Origin of the sequence: Solibacillus sp. FSL R7-0668 (assembly GCF_038006205.1) — a bacterium.
In the GTDB taxonomy this organism is placed as follows: Bacteria; Bacillota; Bacilli; order Bacillales_A; family Planococcaceae; genus Solibacillus.
In genome coordinates this window covers 1,696,947-1,716,787 of record NZ_JBBOUU010000001.1, presented here as the reverse complement: position 1 = coordinate 1,716,787, position 19,841 = coordinate 1,696,947, and the positions used below count along the sequence as shown (strand labels likewise).

The window sequence follows — 19,841 nt, the reverse complement described above, 5'->3', positions numbered from 1 at the left end:
TTTGTTAAAATAGTTCCTAGAGGTGAACAAATTTGGAAAAACAAGAGCTTCAATGGGGAAAATACATTAAATATAGTAGACAGCAGAAAAAGCTAAAGCAAGATGATGTTGCGATTGGCATTTGTACACCGTCGTATTTAAGCCGAATCGAAAACGGCGTCGTTATTGCCGAGCAGGCATTGTACGAGCAATTATTTGAGCGATTAGGACTCGACCTAGCTGAAACCATGAAAAATGAAGCGCACACCTTACAAAGCTTCGAAGTGATTTACGAAAAGCTCCTTTCGAATGAAGTACTGATTGAAGCGGAAATCGAACTACTCCAACATTTTAATGAAGCATTTCAACTGTTCGAACATCAGCTTATCGCCAAATTAATTTATAGTCGCTACTTACTGTCCATTAAGGAGGATTCGTTAGCCCGTGCCTTATTACTAGAGCTGGAACCGTTTATTACGTATAAGGGGGACCGTATCACCACGCTCTATCTTGCAATCACGGCGTATGCTCATTTATCATTTTCTGAATTTCAGCTGCTAGCAGACCGAGAATTCGATGGTTTTAACGCGCAATTGATGATGCGTGCTAATGCGTTTGAGCAAGCCAATTATCACTATCACCTAGCCTTTTCTTATCATCGAAGCTATCAATTTCAAAAGGCCATCACACATATTGAAATTGCGACAAAGCATATGAGACATTTATTTAAACCATTATTTCAACTAAAGCTTTACTCGATGAAAGGTGTCATTCTCAATGATCTTCATCATTTTAATGAAGCATTAAATGAATATAACGCTGGTTTAAATTTATTGCAGCATGTGACGTCGATTCAAACGCCTTTGCAATATAGCTCCTTACATAACAATATCGCCTATTGCTATGAGTGCCAGAAAAACTTTACGAAAGCCTGTGAGCATTATGCGTTAGCACAGCACTATGAACATGATTTACATTCCGTGATCAATTGGATGCGCGCATGTTATCAGTTGCAAGATTTCGCGCAGCTTCACCAATTATTTACTACATACGATAAAAACCAATTTTCTGTGCCCCATCATTTATACCAACGCGCACTGCTTATCTATGCATGTGAAAGTGAAAAATCAATACCCGAGCTCAAGCAATTAGAGGAACAGGCCTTCCCCCATTTTGAGCAGCAACAGTATTTTGAGCTCATCCTTTTCTACGCACCACTGTGGGCTGGCTTTTATGAAAACTTACATGCTTATAAACAAGCGAGTCATTGCTACCGGTTAGCACTACAGGTAAGTGAAAAAGTGCGCAAACGCATGAGCAGTTAGAGGTGAAATATGAATTATAAAAAAGAGTATTTTCTATTGTGGATTGGTCAAGGAATTTCAAGACTTGGGAGCTGGATTTATTTAGTGGCGCTAAATTTAACCGTTTGGCATATGACCGAATCTCCTGCTATGGTTGCTGGATTGTATATGATTGGACCGATTGCACGCATTATCGCAAGCTTTTTTGTCGGCTCGATAGTGGATCGTTCGAATAAACGCTTAATGCTCGTATTAAGCGATTTGTCTCGCGCACTCCTTGTATTTATGCTACCTTTTGCCCCATCAATCTGGCTAATATTTGGCATAGTATTTTTAAGCAATATTGCCACAAGCTTTTCGCAACCAAGCAGTACGTTTATGATTACAAAACTAGTTGCAAAACAGGATCGGCTACGTTTCAATGCGGTGAATAGTATCGTAAGTTCAGGTAGCTTTATGATTGGTCCTGCACTTAGCGGTATCATCATTGCGCTGACTAATACGACAATTACGATATGGATTAACAGCTGTGCGCTTGTCATTAGTGCCTTTTTCATGTACTTGCTACCGAATATTTCTCAGCGTGTCGCAGACGGACGAAAAATCATCTCACCATCTGTCCTACGTCAAGATTTTCAAGCTGTGTGGCGCGTGATGTCAGAGCATCGAAGTGTCGTCCAATTTTTCGTTTTGTATAGCTGTGTCCTCATGATTACCCATGCACTGGATTCGCAAGAGATGTCGTTTTTGAAGGATTTTCATAAGGTTTCTGACGCTGCATATGGGGTGATTGTCGGGGTTACTGGGATTGGCGCGATTGTTGGAGGAATTGCAGCGGCGAGCTTTGTCACAAGACTATCCATCTCCACTTATATTGGGGCTGGGCTGTCATTGACGCTCGTTTGTTATACGACCTTTTATGCCTCTCCTAATTTAGCACTAGCGATTATCGCCTTTATCTTACTTGGTTTCTTTATGTCATTTAGCAATGCTGGCTATGCAACGATCTATCAAAAATCGGTGCCAACAGAAATTATGGGGCGATTTACAAGTGTGCTCACACTATTCGAGAGCGTATTACAAATCACATTAACACTTGTTATCGGTCTAAGTGCACAGTGGTTTTCAATCCAACTGGCGACGAGCATTTTCTCTTTATTCGCCTTAGCTTTAGTCAGTGCGTTATATCGCTTTGTCGTCGTTAATAAAAAAACAATGGAGGCTTGAGTACGATGATTCGTTACGAAACGATTTGTTATTGCTGTAAAAAGACCTTTTTCGTTGAGGAAGGCTCGAACAAATATCGATTATTTAAGCAAAATATGCGCGGAAAATATTCATGTGAGCCATGTGATGCAAAAGTTTATCAAGAAGCTCGCGCACAATTAGTTGGGAAATTGACTTAAAAAAAATCGGGGTGTGCTTCGTCCAAAGACGTTCAGCATACCCCGAAATAATTGTTCATCACCCTATCCTAGAGATGATAAGTGGTTTTGATTAATAAGGATATTTTTGGCTATTAGCAAATATACGTTGAAAATCGCAAATAAAATCTATAAGTGGAAAATATCTCCCCCACGCAATAACTGCGAGTATGTTCATCAACCCCGTATTTCATTGATGAGCCTTAATTTTGCATATTCCCTTGAAGCTTCCGAACCTTTGACGGTGTATAGTTCGCTGCTAACACACCTGCAAAAATAAAGAGAGCCCCTAGCATTTCTTGTGAATCCATTCGCTCACTTAAAAATATAAACCCAAACATGGCCGCGAAGATTGGCTCCAATGAAAAATGAACCCTGTTGAGACGGCATTCGTATGCTTTTGGGCAATAGACTGCAAGATAATAGCAAAGGCCGAACAAAAAATGGCCAGCATAAATAGCGAGCTCCATCCATTTACAGTTTGCGGAAACACAATCGGCTCCGTAAACACCGCGCCAATTAAACTAAAGAAACCGGTGAAGAATAATTGAAACACACCAAGCTGTAAACTATCATGCTGTTGAACAAAATGATTATTTAAAATAATATGTACAGCATATAAAAATGCGGTAATTAAGCAAAGCGCCATGCCAAAGCTAATCGAAAACGAGCCCTTTAATGAAAAAAGCGCTAGACCCGCTAAGGTAATGATTCCACCCGTTACGACTTGTCGAGTTGGCAATTTCCGAGTAATACCGATCATTAATAATGGCACAATAATAACCGTCGTCGCTATTAAAAATCCAGCAACTGAAGCTTCAGTAATTCTCAGCGCATAGGCAAATAAAATACAAACGACGGCCATGACAAAGCCAAGCAAGCTACTTGCCCAAATGGTCTGTCGATTTACTTGTTTAATACGCTTCCAAAAGATTATTGCCGTTATGAAAAATGCTAGTAAAAAACGGTAGGCAATTAATGTAAATGGCTCTAGCTCCTTCACAGCTGTTTTTGTAAATAAATACGAAGCCCCCCACGCTACCGTAACGAGCACTAATAAGAAATTTGCTTTTTTTATACTCATCGATAAAACTCCTTTGGAATGAAACAAAATGCAAAATTGTTACGACTCTCTGTAACAAAACTGTTACCATCATATCAGTAATTTCGATAGCCGAAAAAACATTTTTTTGCGTATATTTTGCGATTCAGTAGCATTCCATCACAATCAATCAAAATCAGTCTATTTCGAGCGAAAAACTGGACAATTATTTTCCGCTTTTCATTTTTCCTAAAACGAAATCTACGAATGGATAGGTTTCCAATTCATTTTTGCGTATGCAAAGATAGAGGCTTTGTTTGATTTGTATACCTTTAATCGTAATGCTTGCTAATTGTTGCTGTTCAATTAAAGGCTCTACACTCAAATTAGGTGCCAAAATCATACCATAGCCGGACTGTACCACCCGAATCGATTCGAATAACCCCTGTAGTTGCAATCCCTTCTTTGGTAGCGGACAATCATTCGCATAAAATACCGCTTCTAACAAATCTCTCGTTGAACTTCCCTTTTCCCGATAAATAAACGTTTCGTCGGATAATGCTTGTAGTGTTACCGTTTTATTAGCTAAGTGATGTGTTGGATGTACGACTATGCCAAAATCGATTTCATTTAATTTTTCATATTGTAAGTCCATTTCTTCCTCTTCACTTTGCACAACAAAACCATAGTCTGCTTCATAATTCATCACTTTTTGCACAACCGTTTTCACGTTACTCAGTTCGATTGTAAATTCAGCAAGTGGCTTATGCTGTTTGTACTTAGCAATCATTTCAGGAAGCATATAATGCATCGGAATATAGGATGTTGCGATTCGATTCGTCTCTGTCATATGTGCCATTCGCAAAATTTTATGTTCAATTTCCTCTTCAAGCTGAAATAACCGCAACCCCTGTTTATAGACAAATTCACCTTCAAGCGTCAATTCGATTCCACGCCCCCTTGTTTGAATAAGCTTCATTTGTAATTCTCGCTCTAAATTGCGAAGCTGAATCGTTACTGCTGGTTGGGTCATCGTTAAATCTTGCGCTGCGAGTGTGACGCTTTTATGTTTTGCTACTTTCATAAAAATTCGGTAGGCATGAATATTCATATCACGTATCTCCTATAAATATTTTTTATGATTCTTCAATAATTATATATTAGATTTATTTTATGAGAAACTGTACCTTTGTTAGAGAGGTGATTGACATGCAATTTATCATGGAACAATGGTTCACATTCCATAGTTTTGTACTTTTTGTAATAGGGGCTATAGCGGCTATTTTTGGGGTATTGCTTGGGGCAGCAGGTTTTATATTGCTTCCTGCGATGTTGATGGTTGGCGTGCCCATTCATACTACGATAGCGGTAAATAAATTTGCAACGGGTGTTTCTTCTTTTGTCAGTGTACTGTCGTTACTAATAAAAGGACAAATTAAGTTAAAAACAATGTTTCCATTTATGATGGTTGCTGCGATTGGTGGTGTCGTTGGGGCATTTATCTCAGCTAACATTAGCGAAAACACACTCAATATTATCGCTTGTATTATTTTAGCATTTGCCTTTTTAATCGTGCTAAAGCAACAATTTAAGCGGATGGAAATTGCAGATTCTTCTGTCACCAAAAAAATTTCTCGCCTTCCACCATTTTTCATTGGTATGTATGACGGGGCAATAGGGCCAGGCTCTGGATCAATGAATATTTCGTATTTTTTAAAAGCTAATTATCCCTATTTAAAAGCCGTGCAGCTGACACGTTTTATGATGTTTTCAAGCTGTATGAGTGCATTTTTCTTTTACTTGTTATACGGAGTATTTGACATAATCATCGCCGTTCCCATTACAATTGGCTCGATTGTAGGAACACAGCTCGCCTTAAAAATCGCACCTTATTTAAAATCAAGATGGATTCAAATGGTGTTGCCGGTGTTGTTTTTCTTTTTATTCATTCAAATGTTAAAAGATGTGCTCTAAAAAAAGGATTGCCCTATTTATTTTCTAGGACAATCCTTAAATTTATTTTTTACGCATAAAGTAAATTACAAATAACATAACAAACCAAAGCGGTGTTAATAACAATGCTGTGCGCGTTTCTTCAGAAATAGCCATTACGACTAATAAAAACGCAAAGAACGCTAAAACGACATAGTTCACAAATGGCGTTAATGGTGCTTTAAAAATCGACGTTTGATGTAATTCTGGGTGGCGTTTTTTATAGATAATATGTGAAATCAAAATAATGCTCCATACCCAAATAAAACAAATCGCACTTATTGTTGTCACGACGTTAAATGCATTCTCTGGCATTAAATAGCTTAATAATGCACCAACTGATACAACTACTGCAGATACGACTAAACCATTTTGAGGCACGTGATTTTTATTAAGCTTCGCAAATGGTTTTGGTGCCTGCTTATTTTTTCCTAAACTAAATAACATACGGCTTGTCGAGAATAATCCACTGTTACCTGCTGATGCTGCGGAAGTTAGCACAACAAAATTAATTAAACCAGCCGCAATCGGTATTCCAACTAACGCAAACACTTGCACAAATGGGGAGCTTGCTGCATTCAATGTATCCCATGGGTTGATCGTTAAAATAATAAATAACGCACCGACGTAGAATAATAAAATACGTACTGGAATTTTGTTAATAGCTGAAGGAATATTTTTTTGTGGATTGGCTGTTTCCGCTGCAGAGACCCCTACTAATTCTACCCCTACAAAGGCAAAGACAACCATTTGGAATGCCATTAAAAAGCCAAATGCACCATTCGGGAATAATCCACCATGCACCCAAAGATTCGATACGGCGACCTTACCTGTATCTGTTTCAAACCCGATGACTAATAACACAATCCCGATGACGATTAATGCGACAATCGTAATAATTTTGATTAAGGCAAACCAAAACTCTAATTCACCAAATAATTTAACCGTTAATAAATTCAATGCTAATAACACGATTAAACAGATAATGGCTGGCACCCATTGTGGGACATCAAACCAATACTGTGTATACATACCGACCGCAATAATATCGGCCATTGCCGTCATAATCCAGCAAAACCAATACGTCCAGCCTGTTACATAGCCTGCCCAATCCCCTAAATATTCTGTGGCGAATTCCGTAAATGATGAATAGCCACCTTTTGAAAGTAATAACTCCCCTAATGCTCGCATGACAAAAAACAATGCAATTCCTACAATTAAGTAGGCAAAAATAATGGATGGACCTGCGAGTGAGATTGCTTTCCCTGACCCTAAAAATAAACCTGTTCCAATTGTTCCGCCTATTGCAATCAATTGCACATGGCGATTTTTAAGGTCGCGCTTTAATTCTGGTTGTTCCAAGACGATTTCCTCCAAATAATAGATCTTCACGTACTGCTAAATGCATCCGAAAAATAATAGGTATTTTCGCGATTGTTAAAAGCTACGATATCTACTGGAGGCTCTCGATTCATTTATTTTGTATTTCCTCTACGAAAAAATGAAAAGAAAAGGGACTAGTTCAATGACTAGTCCCTGTATACGTAAGAATAATAACGTCTCTCATTACCCTTCTGTCCTTTTGCCTGAGATTATGAACCCTTCGGCGACGCTCTATGCGCTCTCTCCAGAAACTGCTCCCGCCTGTAGTATGATCCACAGCGATCGTTGCTTAATACTATTTAATTACACAATTCGCTTCTGGCATCTTCCATCCACAGAATTGTTCGCGCCAATACTATTATTGTACGATAACTAATACTACCAGTGATTTCTCACTTTTACAACAATACCAGCTCAAATGACTAGTACAAAATTAGCAAATATACTGATTTTTCAACATTTTCTGCTCAACGAAAAGCATTATTTCACGTAAAAAAATGTTACACAGAGAATAACTTTTCCATCTTCTGTGTAACATTGCCATTTAAAGTATTATATTTATGTTTTCCAAACGTATTTCATATGGGTCTTCTAATGTCCCCTTTGTCGCACCTGTTTTTTTAAGCTTGATGACAAATGAATGAGGCTTTGCAATATCCTCACATGCCTTTGTTTCTTGTTTACGAATCTCCTCAGGGAAATCAAGTTTTGCATACAATGTATCTTCCTGCTGTGTCAGCGAATCAAATACTAACCCACAGCCATTTGAATATTCCGTAATAAATAAAACTTCTTCCGTCGCAAAATCAATGACAGGTGTATCTTCTAATTGGAAGATTTCTGCCCAAATTTGATAAAGCTTTTCATCTTGAATTAATGTCATGGAAGACCCCACTTCATGCGGGATAAATTCCAAATGTATAAGCAATTCGTAATTCAGTTTATTAGGATCTTCAGACTGTTCAATCGGTGATGATGTCTCTTCATCTTTAACCGGTGCTTTTTCCTTTTCTGTACAACCTACTAAAAAAGCTCCCAGCAATATACTTATTAATACGTAGAGGCCCTTCAAAATTGATCAACTCCTTTTTAGTGATGTATTAGTCGCATGAAGCGCTAAAAAGTTACGTCGTTCCATACACTTCCCATGTTTGTTGATAACTAAAACATGCTTGAGAATTAAAGTTATCTCAAGCACATTTACTAGTCTAATGAAGTTTTTAATGCATTCAATTGCTTGCCTATATAGGTATAGCCTTGTTTTGTATACATTTCGCGCGGTGTATCATCCCCATCGGCTACTAAAATAATGGTTTTTTCCACATATTGCTTCATAACAAATTGTTGCAATTTCGTACCTACGCCTTGTTTTTGATAGGCTGGCAATACGAATAAATTATCGATTTCTGCTGTATTTGCTGATTCGATCACATCTACCGAGCCAATCACTTGTCCATTCAACAGGGCGACAATTTGAGCTTTTCGCTTTTGTTCGAAATCTCTTTTTAACATGGCCTGTTTCGCTTGAGCATAGCCTTCTCCCCACTGCTGCGCATCTTGATAATGAATTGCTAAATAGCCTTCCATTGTTTTTGATGACACAAATTCAATTGTCACATCAGGGCGACTCAATTCACGCGTAAAGAATTCCGGCTCAATAGCATACATCTCTAAACAGCCAATTTCAAATTGATTTGTCAATAAATATTGATGCAATTCAAGTGGGATATCTTCATCCTGCGGAAAGACAGCCTTTAAAAACTGGCGACCACTTTGGCCATGCTTATGCTGTAAATAATTCATCGCTTCCTGTAGTTCGGATAACGTCGGAGTGGATAAAAATTCAATAAAATTACTATCGTAGCGATCTTTCACTTCATCGAGCTGATAATGACGATAAAGTTCCGTTTCACGCTCAACTTGTGCAAATATATTGATATTTCGAAAAGATACTTCCATAATAAACCCCTGCTTTCTATGACAAATAAATCCTTTTTTTAATCATAATAACGTAAAACGATTAATTGATACATACTAGAATGAATTAACTTATCGCTACATCATGCTAAAAGATTCATTTCCAATAATAAACGACATAATTTTTTGTCTAAAAAGATAAAAATAAACGATAATAAGAGCATATGTCACTATACTAAAGTGAATATTTAAAACTTTCACACTTCACATGAATACGTCAAATTATCTAATAATTCAGCAAGTAAGCTTTTGTTGAAATTTGGCGTATAATAGGATTGTTTATATAACTATTACACCAACTCTTGGAGGGTTCGTACACATGAGTACACGTATTGAAAAAGACTTTTTAGGCACATTAGAAATTCCAAAGGACGTTTATTATGGCGTTCAAACGACGCGTGCATTAGAAAACTTCCCGATTACCAAAATGACAATGCATCCTGAATTAATTCGTGCATTTGCCATTGTAAAGAAAAGTTCTGCTTTAGCAAACGCTGCTATTGGCAAATTAGACGAGAAAATCGCCAACGCCATCGCACAGGCTGCCGACGATATTATTGCAGGAAACCTACATGATCAATTTGTAGTTGACCCAATTCAAGGTGGCGCTGGTACTTCGATGAATATGAATGCCAATGAAGTCATCGCTAACCGCGCTTTAGAAATTTTAGGAGAAGAAAAGGGAACATATTCAATCATTAGTCCAAACAGCCACGTGAATATGGCGCAATCAACAAATGATGCGTTCCCATCAGCCATTCACATCGCAACTGTTACAACATTAGATAACTTAGTAATGGCAATGGAAGTAATGCGCGATAGCTTCATCCAAAAATCAGTAGAGTTTGATGGCATCGTTAAAATGGGTCGTACTCACCTACAAGATGCAGTTCCTGTACGTTTAGGACAAGAATTTGGTGCTTATGCAGCTGTAGTCGCTCGTGATATCGCACGTGTAAAAAAAGCACAGCAAACAATGCTTCAAATTAACATCGGTGCTACAGCAATTGGGACTGGCCTAAATGCTGATCCACAATACATGAGCTTAGCGGTTGAAAACATTGCAAAATACAGCAACTTCCCATTCGTTAAAGTGGACAACTTAATAGATGGTACGCAAAACACAGATACGTATGCAGAAGTGTCAGCGATGTTAAAAATCGCCATGATGAATATGTCAAAAATCGCCAATGACCTACGCTTAATGGCTTCAGGCCCTAAAGCCGGTTTTGCTGAAATTCGTTTACCAGAGCGCCAACCAGGTTCTTCTATTATGCCAGGTAAGGTCAATCCAGTAATGCCTGAAGTAATCAACCAAATTGCGTTCCAAGTAATCGGAAATGACTTAACGATTTCGCTTGCATCTGAAGCAGGTCAATTCGAATTAAACGTAATGGAACCAGTACTCGTGTTCAACCTATTACAATCGATCGAAATTATGACAAACGGCTTCACGGTCTTCACAAAACTTTGCTTAGATCATATCGAGGCAAATGAAGAACGTATGCATGACTTTGTTGAACGTTCAATCGGTGTTGTTACGGCATTAGCACCGCACTTAGGCTATGAACGCTCAAGCCAAATCGCACGAGAAGCACTGCATAGCGGTAAATCCGTTCGTGAACTGTGCTTACAATACGAATACTTCACAAAGGAGCAATTAGATATTATTTTAAATCCATTTGAATTAACACAGCCAGGTATTGCTGGTGATAAAAAATTAGCGAAAAACTAATGTTAATATAAAAAATGCTAGTCCTTATAATCAAGGGCTAGCATTTTTTTATCCTAATAGCTTATCTTTTGCTAATGTAATCGCACGCTTACTCACTTCTAATCGATCACCATCTGCGTTCAATTTAACAACACTCGACGTTTCATCAAAAATAGATTTTAATTGTGCTTTCGGCTTTACCCCGACCATCATTGGTTGCGAGTCTTGTTTGATTTTACTAGGCTGCTCCTGTGTCGAATCGACTTGACCATCTAATCCGATTTTCGGAAATGGGCTGCTCGCTTCAGGCTGCGGTTTTCGTCGTGTTTGATTATTGAGACCGGTGTTGCCTGCTCCAACTGAACGAATCATTCATGCCCCTCCTTTTGTTGCTGCAGTTTTTTTATTTTATCTGCACGTCGAAACGTCAACTCCGCTTGAACAAACATAAAAATAACGGTTGCTACGATTAAAATCACTACCCACATACCCAAAACAATTCCTCTTTTCTTTCGCATGACTTACTTTTTTACTAATTGCCCAATATTTTGCGTTTTTCCTTGTCAAAATTGGCGAATTCATTTTTTTCGTTTTACTGGCTGCTTGGCAATAATCGCTGTTCCGGATAATGCTTGATTTGCTAAATGATCTGCCTCATCATTTTGTTTACGATCTATATAATGATAGGCTGCAATTAAACCTAACTTTTGGAGCTTGGCATCGATTTTATCCGCCCAGCTAGCAAGTGCATTATCCGATACCGCCCATTCCCCGTTCATTTCATTGATGACTACCTGTGAATCACCAAAAATTTCAATCGTCTGGTGATGAACACCAAGCTCCTCTAATTGCTCAATTGCCAATAAGAGTGCTGCATATTCAGCCTCATTATTCGAAATTAAATAATGGGCTTGTTGATTGATTCGCAAACGATAGGATTGATTGTTTTGCTCAAAATAGATGACCACACCTAGCCCAGCTAATTTTTCCTCGCGATTAAAACCACCATCAAAATATAGTTGAACATTATGCGGCTCGATTTCAAGTTCCTGTAAAAACTTCTTCAATTCCTTCCATGTCCAGTCGCTATCATGCTCATCCGTCATTGTGTAAGATTTTAGACGACCTGTTTTTTTCATATCTTCTATTAATAAAAAAGCATGTGCTGCTGGAATTGCCTCACTTTTAAACGTGATTTGCTGCTTTGTCGGTGTTTCATATACCCACTCAATCATTAATTTCAACTAATTCGCCCCTTAAAAATTAATCAAATGCCAACTTTTCCATCCCATTTCCCATAATTATAGCAAACAACGTATTGCTATACAAAAATCCACGAATACGCTATAGTACAGGTGGTGATTATTATGAATGTAAAATTTTATGAAAATAATGAACAACGACTACTTGGCATTACATTAAAGGATGCCCGTTTACCCGAAAACAATAATATGGCGTTGCACATCTGTCAAAATGCAGCACAAATTATTTCTAACCGTGAAGAACTCGCACAATTGCTCCATACAGATGTGACGAATTTCGTTTGTGCCAATCAAACACATAGCGCAAATTTCGTACAGATTACAGAGCAGCAAGTTGGAAATGGGGCGCTCGAACTTTCAACAGCCATTCCCGATACAGACGGACTTTACACGTACGAACGAAATGTTGTTATTTCTAGCTTTACCGCGGATTGCGTACCTGTTTTGTTTTATAATGATCAAACGAATTTAATCGGTGCCATTCATTCAGGTTGGCAAGGAACCATCAAGGAAATTACTCGAAAGATGCTGCAACATTTGAAGACGCACGAAAATTGTCAGCCTGAAGATATGCAGATCATCATCGGTCCGGCAATTAGTCAGGAAAAATTCGAGGTCGATACAGATGTTTACGAAAAATTTAAAGCGCTTGGCTATGCGGATGATTTTATGTATTTCAATGAGCGTACAAATAAATACCATATTGATAATCAGCAAACGGTGAAAAAACAATGTGAATTGGCGGGTGTACCAAGTACCAATATTACCATTGACCCGATGTGTACGTTTAATCATGAAGACGGCTTTTCCTATCGTCAAGACCGTGGCACCGGTCGTCATTTAAGCTTTATAATGCGAAAATAACGCATTCATTTGAAAGGGGGACGTCCTAGAATTAATTCTGGAACATCCCCCTTTTGTCTAACTATAAAAAATTATACGACGTCATAGCCTTGCTCGTCGATTGTTTCTTTAATTTGATCCACGGTAACCGATGCTTCGTCAAAAGCTACAGTTACTTTTGCTTCTGCTAAATCAACTTTTACTTCCTGAACACCAGTTAAAGCACCTACACTTGTTTCTACAGCTTTCACACAGTGACCACAAGACATCCCTTGTACATTTAATGTTACGTTTTCCATCATAAATCGCTCCTTATTTTTTCATTAGTTTTTGAATTGTGACAACAAGTTCATCCAATACTTCCGTGTCGCCTTCACTTAATCGATCGACAACACAGCCTTTTAAATGCCCTTCAAGCAAAATTTTCGCCACACTATTTAAAGCCGATTGTGTAGCAGATAATTGTGTAATAATATCATCACAATATACATCCTTTTCAATCATGCCTTTAATACCACGAATTTGGCCTTCTATTCGGTTGAGCCTCGTCGTTAAATTCTTTTTTGTTTGCTCAGGATGATGACTCTTTCGGCAGCTTGTTTCATGTGCTTCATGTACAGCATCATTATTTTGCATGTAAATCAATCCTCCTAACTTACTTCTATTTTAACATACCTTATAGGGGTATGTAAAGTGGCTAAAATTACTATTTTTTTACAATAATCTATGTTAATATATAGTTATCTGAATATTTAGGAGGTACTTTATGAGTAATACAATTGTAAGCCAACTCGACGAAACATTACAACATATTATTCGGTTTGCACCAATGCTAAAAAAATTATTCACAGCCGATGTTTCTGTTGACATTTCGGATTTAGAAAAGGTCGTATTTGAAATCCCTTCAACAGAATTAGGGCATAATAGTGTTCTGAATCGACGCTTAACAGAACAAGATCCCATGGTAAGTGTAATGCGTAATAACCGCGCACAATCCCTTACGATCCCAAAAGAATTATATGGTGTCGATTTGAAGTTGGCGCTTGTACCGATTACCAATGTCGCTGGCAAGGTCGTAGGTAGCTTAGCGATTAGCTCTAGCATCAAAAATCGGGTAGATCTAGTAGAAATCGCTGAAAAATTCACACTTTCTTCGGCAGATATTGGCGCTTCTACATTACAATTATCAGCTTCTGCAGATCACCTTTCTACATATATGTCCACTATTGCAACAGCTCAAAGTAATTTAACCAACCAGGTGAATGATTCAGCAAAAATTTTAGAAATGATTAATAGCGTCGCAAAAAGCACTCGCATTTTAGGCTTCAACGCAGGAATCGAGGCAGCGCGCTCAGGCGAACATGGCAAAGGCTTCGCAGTTGTCGCAAAGGAAATCACAAAGCTTGCTGACCAAAGTGGCGATGCGGTAAATGAAATTCGCCAGTTATTATATGCCATGAAGGAAAAAGTAAATGAGGTATCAGATGCTGTACAAAAAACATCAGAAATCTCCGAAACACAAACATCTACCATTCATATCATTTCAAATTCCATTCGTGAATTAACAAAAGCGGCCGAGCAAATCGATGAATTAGCTCAAAAAGTTTAAACCAAAAACCGTGCGCCATAATTCTGGCAGCACGGTTTTATTTTTGTATCACACCATAATGAAATTTGGCAGTAAGCCGCACATCGCGTTCAAAGCCAAATTGGTCAAACCATTCGGATTGATAATGCGCCTTCAAAACGACACGCTTTTTGGCCACACGCTTTGCTTCAGCTACCCACTCCGCTGATAATGCAATATGACTGCCTGCATGACGTAGCGCCTCAAAATTTGAAGATTCTTCAATGACTTGCTCAAACATCGGGTCCATATAGACGACATCATAGCTATTGGAAGATTGTTGCTGCAAATATTCCAATGCATTTGCGTGAATCACTTCAATATTACGCATGCATGCGGTTAATGGTAACTCAGTCGTATCATATGTTTGCATACCTTTCTTTACGATAAAGGCAACATTTTGATTGGCCTCTAAGCCGGTCACTTTTCCCTGCTTTCCTACAACATAAGCCGCGAGTAAACTATCCGAACCAATACCAAGTGTACAATCTAAAAACGAGTCCCCCTGCTGTAATTCACATGCAGTCAATAACGGCTCCTGTTCACCACGAGCAACACGTTTTAAGCGGAAAGCAGAGGAATTAGGATGAAAAAAGAAAGGCGACGCAGCACCTTTCGCATAATATTCATACCGATTTTTCCCCGCTATGACGACATCAGCATCATAGATTTCAGCTAACTTTTTCACAGATCTTTTTTGTCGTGGGATGATCTTTGCGTTTAATTCCTTGCTTGCATCCTGAGCAAGCTGGAGCGACACATCATCCGGTCGCCCTGCCGTTGTGACAATGGTTACTCGGCACATACTTGCTTTAATACATCCGCTAAGTGATCACGAATTTGCTCCATTGGGAAGCCCTCGATTTGCTCACGTGGGATGAAATAAGCTAATTGACCGTCCTTTAAAATAGCCATTGACGGCGAGCTTGGTGGCACTTCATCAAAATAACCGCGCATTGCCGCTGTTGCTTCTGGATCCTGCCCTGCAAACACCGTCACTAATTGATCTGGCTTCACCTCTGCCACTGCTTCACGCGCTGCCGGACGTGCTAAACCTGCTGCACAGCCGCAAACCGAGTTAATGACAACAAGTGAAGTCCCCTTCGTTTCTGCCATAAATTCATGTACGCTATCTGCTGTCGTTAACTGTGTAAAACCTGCATTTTCAAGTTCAGTACGCATCGGTTTTGTCACCTCGCGCATATATTCATCGTAAGCGTTCATCTTTTCGCCTTCTTTCGTTTATATTCACAAACGCTATTATATCAGTGTTTTATCACGTTGTATAATATTTCAACTTCATAATAATTCATAGTTATTCGGAATTTTGGTTGCTTTTATGTTGCTTTGGTTGCTTTTCGTTGCTGAATTATTTAGCTAAAAAATAACCCTCCATGAATAAATAATTGCGGAAGGCTTTATCCCATCGGACTATTTTAATTTTATCCTTAGCCAAGAACTTCTTGGAGTTATAACAATCATTCGAAATATTCTTTAATAGCTTATCGAGTATTGGCAAATACACTTTAGCCATTTAGAAGTGGAAATTATTTATAGTATTTCAGATAAGAAACCTTACCTGATAATGTGACAAATCTTATGTCCGTTCTTCAGGCCCCAATTTTTATGTCTAATACTTTGTATAAAAATAACCATGGCAGGTGAAAATGATGGTAGAGATAGAATGTTTTTTGTAATAAATATCTCTCTATGTGTTTTTAAAAATTTCAATAAAGATTCGCATCATCTATAAATGAAGGAGGTGTCACATGGATGGGAACATTATATAGAATCGCCTTAGTTCTAGTAATTATTGGTGCCATAAACTGGGGACTAATTGGATTTTTCAGATTTGATTTAGTGGCTTATATATTTGGCGGGCAAACTTCAGTATTGTCGAGGATTATTTATACTCTAGTTGGACTTGCTGGACTAATTTCAATACCAATTCTTATGAAACCATTAAATGAAGAAGAGGATATTGCTTCGAACTCGCATACAAGAGTAAATACCCCGAGTTATAACATGGAAGCTGGTAAAGAAGTAGATTTTTCTGAAATAGCAAAGAAAAAAAATAACGATTACAATAAGAAATCATAATTAGTACTCACATAAATGAAAAAAGCCCCCTACTGTAATGGTAATGGGCTTCGTTTCATTTAGTTAATTGATCGTCAACTACAACCATGTATTCGAACAGTTGTAATCCATATAACTCACCTAAATACAAAAAAAGCTAATTATTATGATTTTTTACTCCCCAATCACATAATTGCTCCAATACAGGTAATAGAGCTTCCGCTTTATGTGTAAGACTGTATTCCACTTTAGGGGGGATTTGAGGATATTCTTTCCTTATAATCATTCCATCTGCTTCCAATTCTTTAAGTTGTGCACTTAATGTTTTGAAGGTAATAGAGCCAATTTTCCTCTTTAGTTCATTAAATCGAACAATTTGATTTTCTGCCAACAAATAAAGAATCAACATTTTCCACTTGCCCCCAATCACTGAAATTGTATACCCAAATGGCGTCTCAAGAACATTTCCTTTTTCTATATAATCAGACATCCCCATGTTTTTACACTATCCTTTCTGGTAGTACCTATCAAAAAAGTGCGTACTATTTATTTAGTTGTGTTCATTTTATACTTAGCTTAATTCCAAGTAAAGGAGAGAGAAAGAAATGAGTAATGTAAAAACTTACAATCATGACCTTTGGGATCACGGAATCACCCAAGGTTACAGCGTCAATGACACAATCTATATTTCGGGGCAATTTTCCCATGATTCGGAGGGTACTTTTATTGGCGAGAACGATATTCAAGCTCAGACTAGACAAACACTTGAAAATCTAGATCGGATACTAGAGGGATTTGATGTAACTAAATCCAACCTTGCTTATGTCGAAATCTATTTGACAAATGCAAAAGAGCATACCGAGTCAGTTTTACAAATTTTCAAGGAATATATGGGACAGCATCGCCCAGCTGGTAGCCTCATAGGAGTTAATTATTTAGCTTTCCCAGAGCAATTTATCGAAATTAGCGCTATTGCACACACAGAGTAAAATGAAAAAAATTCCGTCATTACTGTTTAATTGCAGTAATGACGGGCTTTGAATTTAATTTTATTTTTATTAAACACATTATGAAGCCACGTAAAAACTTCTTCTCGTATGGCTGGTCGCTTAAAAAACGTTCCCTCTGATACACCGTTTGCTTTCGCCCACTCAACCGTATCTTTTGCCCTTGCTGATGGGACTGCCTCTTTTTTGTTTACCTCTTTTGCACAATTTCTGCCTCCTTTGTATCATCTGTGACGATTAATTGTACTTTTAGCTTTCTGTTGAAGGTAACAATTACCTTTCCCCCTAGCTTGTACCCTTTCGACATGACCCAATTACTCTTAACCTCGAAATGTGCTCGGTACCTTTTACCGGCAGAAACCCACGATGCCCCAGCCCTTTTCACAAGTAATAAAGCATTCATTTTATATGAATAAAACATTAACACCACAATAAAAATGGCAAGAGATTTGTCATGAATTAACATACGTATTATTACATACTGTACTGGATGACAAAGGAAATCACCTAAATTAGTTGTAGAATATCAAGCGTATAAGACCAACCAAATCACGTTTCATGCAGCCATCCCTACTTTTATGTTGGATTTCTAAAATATTTACGATTGCACGTTACAAAATATTCGTCTGATTCAGTAGCTCTTTCAGGTTGATGAAACTTTTGTGGTAAAGCGACTAATTCAATACATTCAAAACAAACAATCTATTCTGAACTGGAATAGTAATTCAGCGAAGCTTTAAATACATTTAATAAAAAACATATACATTTCCAGGTGAAGGAAATGTAACTACAAGAACTACTGATTAAATTACGTGGGAAGAATCTATCCCTACTGCTGCAAAACGAATTGGTATTTCTCCCAACTACTACCTGAACATCAAAAAAGACTACGATCCACATAGAGGGACAAAATCAATGCCCTCCCCTGCTACTTTGGAGAAAATTTCAAAATCTTATCAGGTAGACTATAGAAATTTTCAGACTGTTTGATTGCCTAATTTACTCTTACAAAATTAGGTGTATATACTACGGTAATATGTCTTGGTATATTCGCTCACCTTTTTTTACAGTTTTTCCATTGATACATTGTCTACTAAACAAACCATAAATTTTTATTTTTTGTAGAAACATGAGTAATAAGACTAGAGTATGTAACAAGGTACTGCATACTATGAAAATATAATCTGCAGATTATGAACTTTTACTTTTAAGGAGGTGAATTTCACATGCCTTTAACTACTGGTCCAATTGAAAATCAAGGAAATCAACCAGCTAATGCGACTAACGTTCGTATTAAAGTTCTCAACCTTTCTGGGGGCTTGCTTACTGGAGTAGTCCGAGTTTTTAGACTTAACGGAACAAGACAACTAGTATCTACTACACCATTTGCTGCAAATGCAAATGCTTCTACTTTTGTAACTCCGGGTGTAGGGGGCGCGTTTCAATATGAAGTTGAAATTGTTCCGAACCAAACTGGCGGATTGTATAGCGTTTACGGTCGAACAGCTTCAGGTGTTATCATTGATGCCCAACGGTTTGTGCACTCAGAATTAACACCGATTCTTTAATTTCCTATAGATTTTAACAGTTAAAATCTTGAAAGCCTTATACTTAAGTATAAGGCTTTTCAAATTTCTTTTTAAGTTAACTAAATTGAAAAAAGTATACTTTAGGCTTAATAGCGATTTTCGATCAAACTTATTTAACCTTTATCTAACTCGATATAAATCTGCACCATACCAAGTTTGTACTTCATTCACCTCTGAATACGGTGTTAACCAGCAAACACCAAAGCTTATTGTTCCAGCAGCTTGTAGCATAATGCCGTTTGCTAGATAGCCCCCCTGTTGCACGGTAAAATCCGCTTCTACACCAATCGTTAATTTAGTATCATTCGTGTAAAACGATAGCGCCTCTAAATGCTCGCCACTTTCGATATCACTGTAATCAAAATCACCGTCCAGAATACAGTTCACTTCTGCACATGGTACATCGAGATCGATTTGAACGATAAATCGTCCATTGACATCTGGGCATGTTTGCCGATTATTCATTAATTTGTGAGTTTCATAATGAACGCGCTGACCGTTTACGTTTATCACAATGTTTCCTAATGGAGTTCTTAACATATGTTCACCTCGCATATATATCACTATTATTTTTTTCTTCCATCTATTTTGCCCTTCTCTAGTACCACTTTTTAAGGAG

General features: G+C 37.9%; 23 protein-coding genes, 1 pseudogene and 1 riboswitch. Of the genes and pseudogenes, 10 read left to right on the top strand and 14 right to left on the bottom strand.

Translation table 11 applies throughout. From position 1 onward, the window contains the following. The first annotated feature begins 32 nt into the window (after positions 1-32). The 3 genes from MKX47_RS08330 to MKX47_RS08320 are packed head-to-tail and all read left to right on the top strand — an operon-like array spanning position 33 to position 2,689. On the top strand, positions 33-1,304 hold the full coding sequence (locus tag MKX47_RS08330) for a helix-turn-helix domain-containing protein (protein ID WP_340772915.1): 1,272 nt from the start codon (positions 33-35) through the stop codon (positions 1,302-1,304). 9 nt (positions 1,305-1,313) lie between these two features. Continuing rightward, the gene (locus tag MKX47_RS08325; RefSeq protein ID WP_340772912.1) at positions 1,314-2,510 is read left to right on the top strand and encodes an MFS transporter; all 1,197 of its coding nucleotides are present in this window, start codon (positions 1,314-1,316) and stop codon (positions 2,508-2,510) included. A gap of 5 nt (positions 2,511-2,515) precedes the next feature. Beyond that, a complete protein-coding gene (locus MKX47_RS08320; protein WP_340772910.1) occupies positions 2,516-2,689 on the top strand; it encodes a hypothetical protein in 174 nt (57 codons plus the stop codon). A 221-nt stretch (positions 2,690-2,910) separates the two neighbouring features. Here MKX47_RS08320 and MKX47_RS08315 read toward each other — a convergent pair. Then, positions 2,911-3,791 (bottom strand): annotated as a pseudogene (locus MKX47_RS08315) (DMT family transporter). 184 nt (positions 3,792-3,975) lie between these two features. Further along, positions 3,976-4,860, bottom strand: a complete 885-nt coding sequence (locus MKX47_RS08310; protein ID WP_340772904.1) for a LysR family transcriptional regulator — start codon at positions 4,858-4,860, stop codon at positions 3,976-3,978. Positions 4,861-4,958: 98 nt separating this feature from the next. Here MKX47_RS08310 and MKX47_RS08305 point away from each other — a divergent pair, with 98 nt between their 5' ends. After that, positions 4,959-5,723 (top strand): sulfite exporter TauE/SafE family protein, encoded by a 765-nt coding sequence (locus MKX47_RS08305; RefSeq protein ID WP_340772901.1) that lies wholly within the window; start codon positions 4,959-4,961, stop codon positions 5,721-5,723. Between the two features lie 42 nt (positions 5,724-5,765). Here MKX47_RS08305 and MKX47_RS08300 read toward each other — a convergent pair whose 3' ends face one another. The 3 genes from MKX47_RS08300 to MKX47_RS08290 form a co-directional block, all read right to left on the bottom strand. Further along, positions 5,766-7,103 (bottom strand): amino acid permease, encoded by a 1,338-nt coding sequence (locus MKX47_RS08300; RefSeq protein ID WP_340772898.1) that lies wholly within the window; start codon positions 7,101-7,103, stop codon positions 5,766-5,768. A gap of 202 nt (positions 7,104-7,305) precedes the next feature. Then, positions 7,306-7,382, bottom strand: a riboswitch (glycine riboswitch). A gap of 286 nt (positions 7,383-7,668) precedes the next feature. Next, positions 7,669-8,196, bottom strand: coding sequence for a dehydrogenase (locus MKX47_RS08295; RefSeq protein WP_340772895.1), 528 nt, complete (start codon positions 8,194-8,196; stop codon positions 7,669-7,671). 131 nt (positions 8,197-8,327) lie between these two features. Next, positions 8,328-9,083, bottom strand: coding sequence for a GNAT family N-acetyltransferase (locus tag MKX47_RS08290; RefSeq protein WP_340772892.1), 756 nt, complete (start codon positions 9,081-9,083; stop codon positions 8,328-8,330). Positions 9,084-9,420: 337 nt separating this feature from the next. On the opposite strand from MKX47_RS08290, the gene aspA reads away from it, so the two are divergent. After that, positions 9,421-10,836 (top strand): aspartate ammonia-lyase, encoded by a 1,416-nt coding sequence (aspA, locus tag MKX47_RS08285; RefSeq protein WP_340772889.1) that lies wholly within the window; start codon positions 9,421-9,423, stop codon positions 10,834-10,836. A 48-nt stretch (positions 10,837-10,884) separates the two neighbouring features. On the opposite strand, the gene MKX47_RS08280 is transcribed toward aspA, so the two are convergent. The 3 genes from MKX47_RS08280 to MKX47_RS08270 all read right to left on the bottom strand — a co-directional run bounded on the left by MKX47_RS08280 (position 10,885) and on the right by MKX47_RS08270 (position 12,059). Further along, a complete protein-coding gene (locus MKX47_RS08280) occupies positions 10,885-11,187 on the bottom strand; it encodes a DNA primase (RefSeq protein WP_340772885.1) in 303 nt (100 codons plus the stop codon). Continuing rightward, entirely contained in the window at positions 11,184-11,309 is a 126-nt protein-coding gene (locus MKX47_RS08275) for a hypothetical protein (protein ID WP_340772883.1), read from the bottom strand. The genes MKX47_RS08280 and MKX47_RS08275 overlap by 4 nt, the downstream gene beginning before the upstream one ends. An 84-nt stretch (positions 11,310-11,393) precedes the next feature. Next, a complete protein-coding gene (locus MKX47_RS08270) occupies positions 11,394-12,059 on the bottom strand; it encodes a reverse transcriptase-like protein (protein WP_340772880.1) in 666 nt (221 codons plus the stop codon). Between the two features lie 123 nt (positions 12,060-12,182). Between MKX47_RS08270 and pgeF the strand changes: the two genes are divergently transcribed. Continuing rightward, positions 12,183-12,941, top strand: a complete 759-nt coding sequence (pgeF, locus tag MKX47_RS08265; protein WP_340772878.1) for a peptidoglycan editing factor PgeF — start codon at positions 12,183-12,185, stop codon at positions 12,939-12,941. Positions 12,942-13,012: 71 nt separating this feature from the next. Here pgeF and copZ read toward each other — a convergent pair whose 3' ends face one another. Further along, complete coding sequence (copZ, locus tag MKX47_RS08260) at positions 13,013-13,219, bottom strand: copper chaperone CopZ (protein ID WP_340772875.1); 207 nt, start codon at positions 13,217-13,219, stop codon at positions 13,013-13,015. A gap of 13 nt (positions 13,220-13,232) precedes the next feature. Next, entirely contained in the window at positions 13,233-13,556 is a 324-nt protein-coding gene (locus MKX47_RS08255) for a metal-sensitive transcriptional regulator (protein WP_340772873.1), read from the bottom strand. A gap of 130 nt (positions 13,557-13,686) precedes the next feature. On the opposite strand from MKX47_RS08255, the gene MKX47_RS08250 reads away from it, so the two are divergent. After that, positions 13,687-14,529, top strand: coding sequence for a methyl-accepting chemotaxis protein (locus MKX47_RS08250; protein WP_340772871.1), 843 nt, complete (start codon positions 13,687-13,689; stop codon positions 14,527-14,529). A gap of 37 nt (positions 14,530-14,566) precedes the next feature. On the opposite strand, the gene MKX47_RS08245 is transcribed toward MKX47_RS08250, so the two are convergent. Both MKX47_RS08245 and MKX47_RS08240 read right to left on the bottom strand, forming a co-directional pair. Then, complete coding sequence (locus MKX47_RS08245; protein ID WP_340772869.1) at positions 14,567-15,352, bottom strand: class I SAM-dependent methyltransferase; 786 nt, start codon at positions 15,350-15,352, stop codon at positions 14,567-14,569. Beyond that, on the bottom strand, positions 15,340-15,771 hold the full coding sequence (locus MKX47_RS08240; RefSeq protein ID WP_340772866.1) for a BrxA/BrxB family bacilliredoxin: 432 nt from the start codon (positions 15,769-15,771) through the stop codon (positions 15,340-15,342). Before MKX47_RS08240 ends, MKX47_RS08245 begins: the two co-directional genes overlap by 13 nt. A 549-nt stretch (positions 15,772-16,320) precedes the next feature. On the opposite strand from MKX47_RS08240, the gene MKX47_RS08235 reads away from it, so the two are divergent. Continuing rightward, positions 16,321-16,647 (top strand): DUF378 domain-containing protein, encoded by a 327-nt coding sequence (locus MKX47_RS08235; RefSeq protein ID WP_340772864.1) that lies wholly within the window; start codon positions 16,321-16,323, stop codon positions 16,645-16,647. Between the two features lie 136 nt (positions 16,648-16,783). Here MKX47_RS08235 and MKX47_RS08230 read toward each other — a convergent pair whose 3' ends face one another. Then, entirely contained in the window at positions 16,784-17,122 is a 339-nt protein-coding gene (locus MKX47_RS08230; RefSeq protein WP_340772862.1) for a winged helix-turn-helix transcriptional regulator, read from the bottom strand. A 109-nt stretch (positions 17,123-17,231) separates the two neighbouring features. On the opposite strand from MKX47_RS08230, the gene MKX47_RS08225 reads away from it, so the two are divergent. Together MKX47_RS08225 and MKX47_RS08220 are read left to right on the top strand one after the other, a co-directional pair. After that, the gene (locus MKX47_RS08225; RefSeq protein ID WP_340772860.1) at positions 17,232-17,615 is read left to right on the top strand and encodes a RidA family protein; all 384 of its coding nucleotides are present in this window, start codon (positions 17,232-17,234) and stop codon (positions 17,613-17,615) included. 1,244 nt (positions 17,616-18,859) lie between these two features. Continuing rightward, complete coding sequence (locus MKX47_RS08220; protein WP_340772857.1) at positions 18,860-19,201, top strand: ATPase; 342 nt, start codon at positions 18,860-18,862, stop codon at positions 19,199-19,201. A 141-nt stretch (positions 19,202-19,342) separates the two neighbouring features. Here the strand turns inward: MKX47_RS08220 and MKX47_RS08215 are convergent, their stop codons facing one another. Continuing rightward, the gene (locus tag MKX47_RS08215) at positions 19,343-19,762 is read right to left on the bottom strand and encodes a hypothetical protein (protein ID WP_340772855.1); all 420 of its coding nucleotides are present in this window, start codon (positions 19,760-19,762) and stop codon (positions 19,343-19,345) included. Positions 19,763-19,841: the final 79 nt, after the last annotated feature.